The organism is Streptomyces pathocidini, from assembly GCF_001418495.1.
Lineage (GTDB): Bacteria > Actinomycetota > Actinomycetes > Streptomycetales > Streptomycetaceae > Streptomyces > Streptomyces pathocidini.
Window position 1 is genome coordinate 1 of record NZ_LIQY01000382.1, and the last position, 8,780, is coordinate 8,780.

The window sequence follows — 8,780 nt, forward strand, 5'->3', positions numbered from 1 at the left end:
CGACCTCTTCTCGATCGGCATCGGCACGTAGAGCTCGCACACGGTCGGCCCGATGCGCGCGGCGCGCATGTTCGTGGGCCGGCTGAAGAAGGACGGCCTGCTGGCGCAGACCTCGGCGGTACGGGCCGAGCTGTTCGGCTCGCTCGGCGCCACCGGCCACGGCCACGGCACCCCCAAGGCGGTCCTGCTCGGCCTGGAGGGCCACTCACCGCGCACCGTCGACGTGGCGAGCGCCGACGACGAGGTCGCCCGCATCCGCACCGCGAAGCGGCTGCGGCTGCTGGGCGCCGAGATAGGCGCGGCCCACGAGATCGACTTCGACGAGTCGACCCAGCTGATCCTGCACCGCCGCCGCTCCCTGCCGTACCACGCCAACGGCATGACCCTCTTCGCGTACGACGCCGCGGGCTCGCCGCTGCTGGAGAAGACCTACTACTCAGTGGGCGGCGGCTTCGTCGTCGACGAGGACGCGGTCGGCGAGGACCGCATCAAGCTCGACGACACCGTGCTGCGCTACCCCTTCCGCACGGGCGACGAACTGCTGCGCCTCTCCCGAGAGACGGGCCTGTCGATCCCCTCGCTGATGCTGGAGAACGAGAAGTCCTGGCGCACCGAGACGGAGATCCGCGAGGGGCTGCTGGAGATCTGGCGGGTCATGGAGGCCTGCGTCTCACGCGGCATGTCGCAGGAGGGCATCCTCCCCGGCGGCCTCAAGGTCCGCCGCCGCGCGGCCAATTCGGCCCGCCAGCTGCGCGCCGAGGGCGACGCGGCGGCGCGCGCGATGGAGTGGACCACGCTCTACGCGATGGCGGTCAACGAGGAGAACGCGGCGGGCGGCCGCGTCGTGACCGCCCCCACGAACGGCGCGGCGGGCATCATCCCCGCCGTCCTGCACTACTACGTCAACTTCGTCCCCGGCGCGAACGAGGACGGCATCGTCCGCTTCCTCCTCGCGGCGGGCGCGATCGGCATGCTGTTCAAGGAGAACGCCTCCATCTCCGGCGCCGAGGTCGGCTGCCAGGGCGAGGTCGGCTCGGCCTGCTCGATGGCCGCCGGCGGCCTGGCGGAGGTCCTGGGCGGCTCGACCGAACAGGTCGAGAACGCGGCCGAGATCGGCATGGAGCACAACCTCGGCCTCACCTGCGACCCGGTCGGCGGCCTGGTCCAGATCCCCTGCATCGAGCGCAACGGCATGGCGGCGGTCAAGGCCGTCACGGCGGCCCGCATGGCCCTCCGCGGCGACGGCCGCCACCACGTCTCCCTCGACAAGGTCATCAAGACGATGAAGGAGACGGGCGCGGACATGAAGGTCAAGTACAAGGAGACGGCCCGCGGCGGACTCGCGGTCAACGTCATCGAATGCTGAGCGGAATTGGCCCTGCCCTGGGCCTGTTCCAGGCCCCTGACCCGCGCCTGGAACAGGCCCAGGCCCACGCCTGATATGGGCCTGACCCTCGCCTGGAATAGGCCTGGCCCGCGCCTTGAGCCTTCCGACGCGGCCAGGGCCGCCCCGCTCCTCACTCAGCGGGGCGTCCCCGCGGGCGCGGGGCGGACCGACGACGACCACGTGAAGAACGGCAACGAAGCTGGAGTATCCCCGCAGGCGCGCGGGGCGAACCACGCGAGGACGCTCAAGGGTGCACTGGTCCCGGGAGTATCCCCGCGGGCGTGAAGATCACCAACTGACAGAAGGAGTACGCCACATGGCACTTCTTGCCGAGTGCAGCGTCAATGCCACCCCCGGCCGTCGCATCGTCGAGGTCTATGACGCCGACGCCTATCTCGGCGACGAGGACGCCATGGACTCCGCGGAACAACAGGTGGTAGCCGGAAACGGCTACCACCTGTACCTCTACAGCCTGCAGCCCGACATCGACGTAGAGGTCACCATCCGCATCTGGGACACCCCGCCCCCACCACCCGCAGACAACGAAGGCACCATCCCGGTCAGCATCGAATCCGAGACTGGCACCCTGGTGGTCAACCAACTGTCCATCGGCCCCGCAGGACAGACCAGCCTGCCCCGCCCCGGCATCTATGAAGGCCACGCTTGGTGGACCGGCCGCCAGGCCGCAGCCGACTACTACGACGCAACCCTCGACCAGCTGACACCGGACTCCCCGGACGACTCGCTCCAACAGGCCTGGCGCAGCAGCCCCGTCACCGAACGCTACGTCCTCGACCTCGCTTACACACGCCCACCCGAACCCACGGATGACGAACCCGACGACTCCTAGGCAGGCAATCCGCCGCACGCTCTCTCAGATGGGGAAGGACAAAGCCCGAACGAGGTCGCCCAAGTGCTTCAACTCCGGCGGGCAAGCGCCGTGCTCCGACGAGCCTTTCAGGTCCTTAGCACCGCAACCCTCGTCGGAGCCGCCACGGCTGGAGACCGGTCGACTACGACGGCCCGATCCTCTCCGCTCGCCCACGCTGTTAAAGTCCCAGCTCGGCAAGTCCGCCCCGCGCCTGCGGGGGTGTTCCTCGGGTCAGTTCGATGCCAGTGCGAACCACTCGGATTCAGTCGGCGGCACGGATCACGGGCGGCTGTTCCCGTGGGAACACGCCTCGGCGCGGAACGCCGAGCGTTCCCCGGGGATGAGTGCAAAAACGCCCAACCGTGATCACGGGAATGGCCGCGCCCCCGACAGTTCTGCCGGGGGCGCGATGACCCTCTCCGCCGCCTGGGGGCCGAGTGGAGGGGGTCGTTCTGGGGCGTGGGGGCCCGGCCGTCCGCTGGAGGACAGGACGGCCGGCCCCGGTCCCTCGCCGCATGGGCCTGCGGCGCCCCGGATGGGGCGGACGGGCGGAGCCGGTACGTCTACCGTGCTCGTGCATGATCCCGTCGGGGACTCTTTGGAGGCCCCGGCCATCCGCCACGGGGGAAGCGGACGACCGGGGCCGGTCTCGGCGGGGCCGGAGTCAGGTCGTGTACTCCAGCTCCGTCACGGCCGCCCGACGGACGGTGCCGGCCAAGGCATCCACGTCCAGGCCGCCGAGGTATTTCATGAGAGCGTCCCGGGTGTCGTGCAGCCAATCAGCGAGTGCCGGGCCACTGATGTCGCCGGGGCGGACGATTCGCCGGAACTCCGGCTCTCGGATCGCGCCCGCGATGAGCTGCTCGGCCAGCCACACGAGGGTGCGCTCCCGCAGTGCGTACGTCAGGTGGACACTCGGCTGGCCGGTTTCCTCCACCAGCGGGTTGTGGACCCAGCCCCTCGGCAGGAGCAACGACTGGCCGGCCTCAAGGTCAATCTCGATGTCAGGGCCCGCTGCCTCCCACTGCGGGATGTACTCCTCCTTCCACACGCGCCAGGATTCGTTGAACTCGCGCATGGGCGCCTCGACCGGTGGGCGCCACAGCTGCCAGCGCTTCACACCGGCCACCTGCACGATCACTGCCATCTGCTGGTCCCAGTGGTGCCGTAGGCCCTGGGCGCCCGGTGGGGTGAGGAAGGCGTGGACGTAGTTGCTGTAGCCGGTCTGCTCCTGGATGCCCCGCGATACGCTGGCCAGTACGGGGATGACCCGTTGCAGGTTGCCCAGACGGATGGTGAAACCCTTGTCGTGCAGCTGGCGCAACTTGGCTGGGTCAGTACGGCCGTTGGTCATGAAGGCGGCCGCGTTCAATGACGGATTCGGGGCCTTCACCACGGCGATCTCGCTGGCCGGCACGCAGCCGGAGTCCACGTACTCGTAGAGGAACTCGGCGGTGATCACGCGGTCCAGGTCGGTGACGCCGCGCTCGTACACCCGCGGCGCGTCTGGCCAGGACGTCATGAGGTCGGTCATACCGTCCTCGTCAAGAAGAAGATGGAGCGACATCGCTCTCTCCTCGGCGTTGAGGGATCAAGAGGTCGGGGGGAGAGGGCAGGGGATCTCCGGATGGTGGAGGCTGGGGCAGCAGACCACCGAATACGAGGCGAGCGAACCGGAGTTCATCCAGTAGGCCCACGCCACGTCGACACCACGCGGCAGTACGTCCCGCGCGTACGCGGTCTTGCCGTCCAGTTCCAGGTAGGCCGTCTTGCCGTCCTCCCGGGACAGCGGCGGGTTCTCCGCGTAGCACTTCTGCAGCCAGGTCACAGCGTGTTCGACGTCCGCCCACGTCCGATCGGCAGCTGCTTGGCCGCGTCGCAGGAGCGCGTGCCCCGTCATCATCGGCGGAGTTCTGGCGGTCATGAACGCTTGGGTCTGCGGATCGTTGGGCAGCGGGCCGGGGCGCCGTACGCCTTCCTTGGCGTACTCCGCGCCGCTGCCGACCCAGGGGCCGTACCCGTGCCAGTGTCCCTGCCAGCTCATTTCAACCCTTCTGAGAGGTGGCGGGCCGCCCGTTCTGGTGGAGCGGCCCGCCCGTGGTGCTGAGGGATGCCTCAGATCAGAGGGAAAGCCCCATCTGCGTGGCCGTACCGACCACGAAGTTCCGCAGCTCGTCGCCGGTCACCCGGAGCTCCTGGCCGCGGCCTTCGGGCTTGGTGTCCCGGAGTACGAATGCGTCGGTGGTGCCGGGGAGGGCGGCGTACTCGATGCAGCTCTCGTGTTCGCCGCCGAGGTTGCCTCCGCAGAACTTGGTGAACTCGGCACCTGCGGCGGGTAGGGAGTAGAGGTTCTCCATTGAACGGTTCCTCCTTGGTGCGTACGTTGCGGAGATGCGGTCTCCGCGCCGTGCAGGGCCCCTTGCGGGCCCGCCCGCTCCGGCCGTCTTCCTGCCAGGGATTCGGCGGCCGGGGCGGGAGCCTTGAGGTGGGCCGCTGGCGAATCCCCGAGGGGCGCCGTCCCGCCAGCGGCCCGGCTCACATGGGCCCGCGGGCGGAGCAGAGCGGGCGCTCGGAGGCCTCGGGCGCCAGCGTGAGCGGCGTGATCCCGTACGCCTCGACGCACGACGGGCAGGCGTAGAACATGCCTCCGGGCCCGCTGCCGACCTCAACGACGCGGGCGAGGACGGTGGCCTCGGCCTCTGCCCCGTGCCAGGTGCACCATCGCGTCATCGCGCCGCCTCCTGGGGAGTGTCGATGAGGTGTTGGCCGATGGCGCCCGTGGGTGTCATGACCCACTGCCGAGTCACGGCCTCGGTGAAGCGGGTGTGCATGGTGCGAGCGGTGTGGAGTTGGACCCACAGCCCTACTCCGGCCTGGTCGTCGCTGTAGACCTCGGAGTGCTCGTTGCACACGTCGCATGTCATGCGGACCCGGAACTCGGGTACGTCCGGGTCAAGGTCGATGGTCCAGGTGGCGAAGGCGCGCGCCACGCCGCTCGCGATGCGGCCCCTCACCGAGCGGTCTCCGTGTGTGCGGCGGTGAGGAGGGCGTGAAGCCGCGCGGCATCGACGAGTTGGCCGTTGCCGTCGGGGGCTTGTGCCCAGTGCACGCCCGGGCCCGCGGTGCGCTCGGGGGCAGGGACGGTGACGTAGCAGGCGACCCCGAGGCCTTCGCTGTGAGGGGCGTTCCAGGAGAGGGATGTGCCAAGGCCGACGAGGAAGTAGACGGCCTCGTGGTCGCGGATGACCGGGCCTTCGATGCCCTCGTCGAGTACCGCTTCGGCGATGGCCCCGTTTACGCGTACGGCATCCCATTGCCGGCCCAGTGGCATGAGGACGATGCCGGTCTGGGCGAACCAGCGCTCAGCGTGGTCCAGGTCCGGGTCGGCTCGCGTGAGCCATCGGCGGGCTGCATCGGCGCGGGTAACGGACACGGCACGATCCCCTCATTGCGGTCAGTGAGGGAATCGTGCCGCGCGGTAGTGCCTACGTTCCCCACAAAATGTGGGGATGGATTTTCAGCGAATCACTTGACAAGCCGTCAAACTCCAGCCCAGCGAGCGAATCCGGCGATCGAGTCGTCCTGCGACCGGTCCAGCCGGACCAAGGTTGCTGCCGTCGACCGCAACGTCGGGTGGAAGCGAGCATGGTTCGGACTGAGCTTGCGAGCCTGCAGCAGGTCCTGGTGAGCGCCTCGGCGATCGCCCTCGGCGAGCCGGGCCGCGGCGACGTCGATGTGGTGGTGGCTCGCGCGCTCGGCGACGATGCCGTCCGGCAGCTCCCACTCGTCGCGGTCCTGCTCCGCGCCCCACTCCCGCAGCCGGCCGAGGGCCTGCTCGGTGTCGCCCGAGTCGATGAGCGCGGCAACTTCGTGGATGCGCACGTTGGTCGGCCCGAACGACATCTCGTAGTGCGTCGTGTCAGCGCGCAGGTAGCCCGCGCAGATCCGCGCCTCCGTGAGCCGCTGTTGCGCGCGTTCCGACCGCCCGTCCCGGGCTTCCAGAATCGCAAGCTTCAGGAGCACTGCTCCCTGCAGAGCGGCGTGCGCGTCGGTCAGCGACCGTTCCGGGGCGAGCCGTTCGATCTCTCCCTCCAGGCCTTCGAGCACGCGCCGGGCGCTCGCGTACGAGCCCATGCGCACCATGGCACCGGCCTTCAGGTACGCGGCGGTGACCTGCATGAGCGGGTCCCCGGAGCGGTCGGCGGCCCAGTGGACGCGCTCGACCGCGGTGAGCGAGAGGTCGTGATAGCCGAGCTTGTGCGCAAGGGAGTTGGTGGCGCGGTACCCGCGGGCGAGCCACCAGTACGCCTGCTGCTTGTCCTGGCCGGACGACGAGAACGCGACGTGGGTGAGCTCGGCGAGGAGCCCGGGGAGTAGCGGGCCCATGGGGACGTAGCGGCCGTTCTGCCGCATCTCCGCGACGTGATCCATTTCCGCAGCGAGTACCGGGAGAGGCCGCGGCGCGACAACGAGATCGTCGGGGTTGTCGTAGGTGAGCAGGATGCGCCGCAGCTCGGGGATAACCGCCTGGACCTGCTCCTCGGTCTCGGCCCCGTTCACGTACGGCTGCCCGGTCAGGCGGTCGGGGCCGATCTTCAACGCGCGGGCAATCTGGGCTACCAGGCCTGGGGCTGGGTTCCGGTCACCGGATTCGATCTTCTCCAGCAAGCTGACCGAGATCGAAACCCTGTTGGCGAGCTGTCGCACGGATAGCTGTCGGACCTTCCGGTTCTCCCGGATGCGTGCGCCGATGTGGTCGCTCATGGTGCCCCCTGCTCTGGTGCGCGCGGACTGTCAGCGTAGGACGACGATCTGGCTGGCGCCCAGATCTGTCCGTGAACTTCCGGTTACTGGGTCGCCCAGGTATTGAACGGATGGGCCTCCTGGAGAGTGCCCGAAGGCCGGAACGTGATGACCACGGTGAGGTACGCCACGGTGCCCGGAAATGGCGAAAGGCCCCCTGACCGGCCCGAAGGCCAGACAGGGGGCATCGTGATCACGCGCGGCACCGTTCAGAGAGGATCGCTGGAGGACCGGACGAACTCGGGCTCGGCTCCGGCTACGGCGCGCCGTCGCGACGGCAGACGAGCGCGTCCGGGTCCCAGCTCGGGGCCTCGAGGTGGTAGTCCTTCGGGCAGTCGGCCCCGCGCCTGCGGGAGTGTTCCTACCGCCCACTGCCCCGCGGCTGCCGCGTGGGAGTCGGCCCCGCCTACGGGGGTGTTCCTCTGCCCGAGGGGCAGCACGACGTGATCGTGCTGCCGGTCCCGCGCCTGCGGGAGTGTTCCCGCCATGTGCCCGGCGCTGAACTTCGGCCAGCAGTCGGCCCCGCGCTCGCGGGGGCACGATTCCCTCGCCCCGGCGCGGCTCCCTGTTCCCATGCTGGATCACGCGGTCGCCGAGCAGTCGAAGGACTACCGGTACTCGGTCAACCGCCAGGTCGTCTTCGACGCCAACACCCGACTCGTCGTAGACGTCGCCGTCGGCCGACCGGTCACCGCAACCGCAACCGCAAGGCTGGGGAAGTGCCTTCACGTGGAAGAAGACCTTGTCTCGCCGTCTCGGAAGGGGCTCAGTCGAGGCAGAATTCGTTGCCTTCGATGTCCTGCATCGTGATGCAGGACTCGTTGTCCTCATCGGCGAGCAGCACTCGTACTTGTACCGCGCCGAGCGCGACCAGTCGTGCGCATTCGGCCTCGAGCGTGGCGAGGCGCTCTTCGCCTACGAGCCCGGTGCCGACCCGCACGTCAAGGTGCACCCGATTCTTGGCGACCTTGCCTTCGGGAACGCGCTGGAAGTACAACCGCGGGCCCACGCCTGAGGGATCAACGCACGCGAACCATGCGCCCTGGTCCTCGGGAGGCAGGGAGCGGTCGAAGGCGTCCCAAGTGGCGAACCCCTCCGGTGGCGGCGGTACGACGTACCCCAGCACCTCGCACCAAAAGCGAGCGACGCGTTCAGGTTCCGCGCAGTCGAAGGTGACTTGGAACTGCTTGATCGATGACATCGGCGCACCATAGCAGGGGGTTCGTCGCTACAGCAGGGGGATTTCTTCGCTCATCTCCCGGTGTGGATCCTCGGGTTGTCCACCGGAGGACGGGCCCTTGCTCGCCTGCGAGCCCGCCCCGTCGCGGTGCAGGTGCTCACCGTCGCGGTGCGGGTGATCGAGTGCCGGCCGCCGAGACCCGGCTCCGTTGGCGGGGTAGCTTGGGGCCATGGAGCAGCGCGTCAGTTTGATCACTCTCGGGGTCGCCGATGTGGGGCGGGCCCGGACGTTCTACGAGCAGTTGGGGTGGCGGGGGCAGGAGGTCGAGGAGACCGTCTTCTTCCAGGCCGGAGGGATCGGGTTCGTCCTCCGGTGGACAACCCGAGGATCCACACCGGGAGATGAGCGAAGAAATCCCCCTGCTGTAGCGACGAACCCCCTGCTATGGTGCGCCGATGTCATCGATCAAGCAGTTCCAAGTCACCTTCGACTGCGCGGAACCTGAACGCGTCGCTCGCTTTTGGTGCGAGGTGCTGGGG

Annotated in this window: 10 protein-coding genes and 3 pseudogenes; 5 read left to right on the forward strand and 8 right to left on the reverse strand. The window is 69.0% G+C overall.

Going from position 1 to position 8,780, the window contains the following annotated elements; genetic code table 11:
- Positions 1-1,366: pseudogene (locus tag AOK16_RS18120) on the forward strand (L-serine ammonia-lyase); the annotation flags it as partial.
- A gap of 337 nt (positions 1,367-1,703) precedes the next feature.
- Entirely contained in the window at positions 1,704-2,237 is a 534-nt protein-coding gene (locus AOK16_RS18125; protein ID WP_055473284.1) for a hypothetical protein, read from the forward strand.
- A 685-nt stretch (positions 2,238-2,922) separates the two neighbouring features.
- Here the strand turns inward: AOK16_RS18125 and AOK16_RS18130 are convergent.
- The 7 genes from AOK16_RS18130 to AOK16_RS18160 form a co-directional block, all read right to left on the reverse strand.
- Positions 2,923-3,825, reverse strand: coding sequence for a JmjC domain-containing protein (locus tag AOK16_RS18130; RefSeq protein WP_205627721.1), 903 nt, complete (start codon positions 3,823-3,825; stop codon positions 2,923-2,925).
- 24 nt (positions 3,826-3,849) lie between these two features.
- On the reverse strand, positions 3,850-4,302 hold the full coding sequence (locus AOK16_RS18135) for a hypothetical protein (protein ID WP_055473285.1): 453 nt from the start codon (positions 4,300-4,302) through the stop codon (positions 3,850-3,852).
- A gap of 76 nt (positions 4,303-4,378) precedes the next feature.
- Positions 4,379-4,615: a DUF397 domain-containing protein gene (locus AOK16_RS18140; RefSeq protein ID WP_055473286.1), complete on the reverse strand. Its 237-nt coding sequence runs from the start codon at positions 4,613-4,615 to the stop codon at positions 4,379-4,381.
- 178 nt (positions 4,616-4,793) lie between these two features.
- Positions 4,794-4,988, reverse strand: coding sequence for a hypothetical protein (locus AOK16_RS18145; protein ID WP_055473287.1), 195 nt, complete (start codon positions 4,986-4,988; stop codon positions 4,794-4,796).
- The gene (locus AOK16_RS18150) at positions 4,985-5,272 is read right to left on the reverse strand and encodes a DUF7848 domain-containing protein (RefSeq protein ID WP_055473288.1); all 288 of its coding nucleotides are present in this window, start codon (positions 5,270-5,272) and stop codon (positions 4,985-4,987) included. The genes AOK16_RS18145 and AOK16_RS18150 overlap by 4 nt, the downstream gene beginning before the upstream one ends.
- On the reverse strand, positions 5,269-5,691 hold the full coding sequence (locus AOK16_RS18155) for a hypothetical protein (protein WP_055473289.1): 423 nt from the start codon (positions 5,689-5,691) through the stop codon (positions 5,269-5,271). Before AOK16_RS18155 ends, AOK16_RS18150 begins: the two co-directional genes overlap by 4 nt.
- Before the next feature lie 107 nt (positions 5,692-5,798).
- Positions 5,799-7,022, reverse strand: a complete 1,224-nt coding sequence (locus AOK16_RS18160; protein WP_055473290.1) for a helix-turn-helix domain-containing protein — start codon at positions 7,020-7,022, stop codon at positions 5,799-5,801.
- Between the two features lie 606 nt (positions 7,023-7,628).
- Between AOK16_RS18160 and AOK16_RS26625 the strand changes: the two are divergent.
- Positions 7,629-7,751, forward strand: a pseudogene (locus AOK16_RS26625) (IS5/IS1182 family transposase); the annotation flags it as partial.
- Positions 7,752-7,827: 76 nt separating this feature from the next.
- Here AOK16_RS26625 and AOK16_RS18165 read toward each other — a convergent pair.
- Complete coding sequence (locus tag AOK16_RS18165; protein WP_055473291.1) at positions 7,828-8,262, reverse strand: VOC family protein; 435 nt, start codon at positions 8,260-8,262, stop codon at positions 7,828-7,830.
- A 208-nt stretch (positions 8,263-8,470) separates the two neighbouring features.
- Between AOK16_RS18165 and AOK16_RS28440 the strand changes: the two are divergent.
- Both AOK16_RS28440 and AOK16_RS28445 read left to right on the forward strand, forming a co-directional pair.
- Positions 8,471-8,611 (forward strand): annotated as a pseudogene (locus AOK16_RS28440) (VOC family protein); the annotation flags it as partial.
- 85 nt (positions 8,612-8,696) lie between these two features.
- Positions 8,697-8,780 (forward strand): VOC family protein (locus tag AOK16_RS28445; RefSeq protein ID WP_338058495.1); only part of this gene is annotated, 84 nt, incomplete at its 3' end.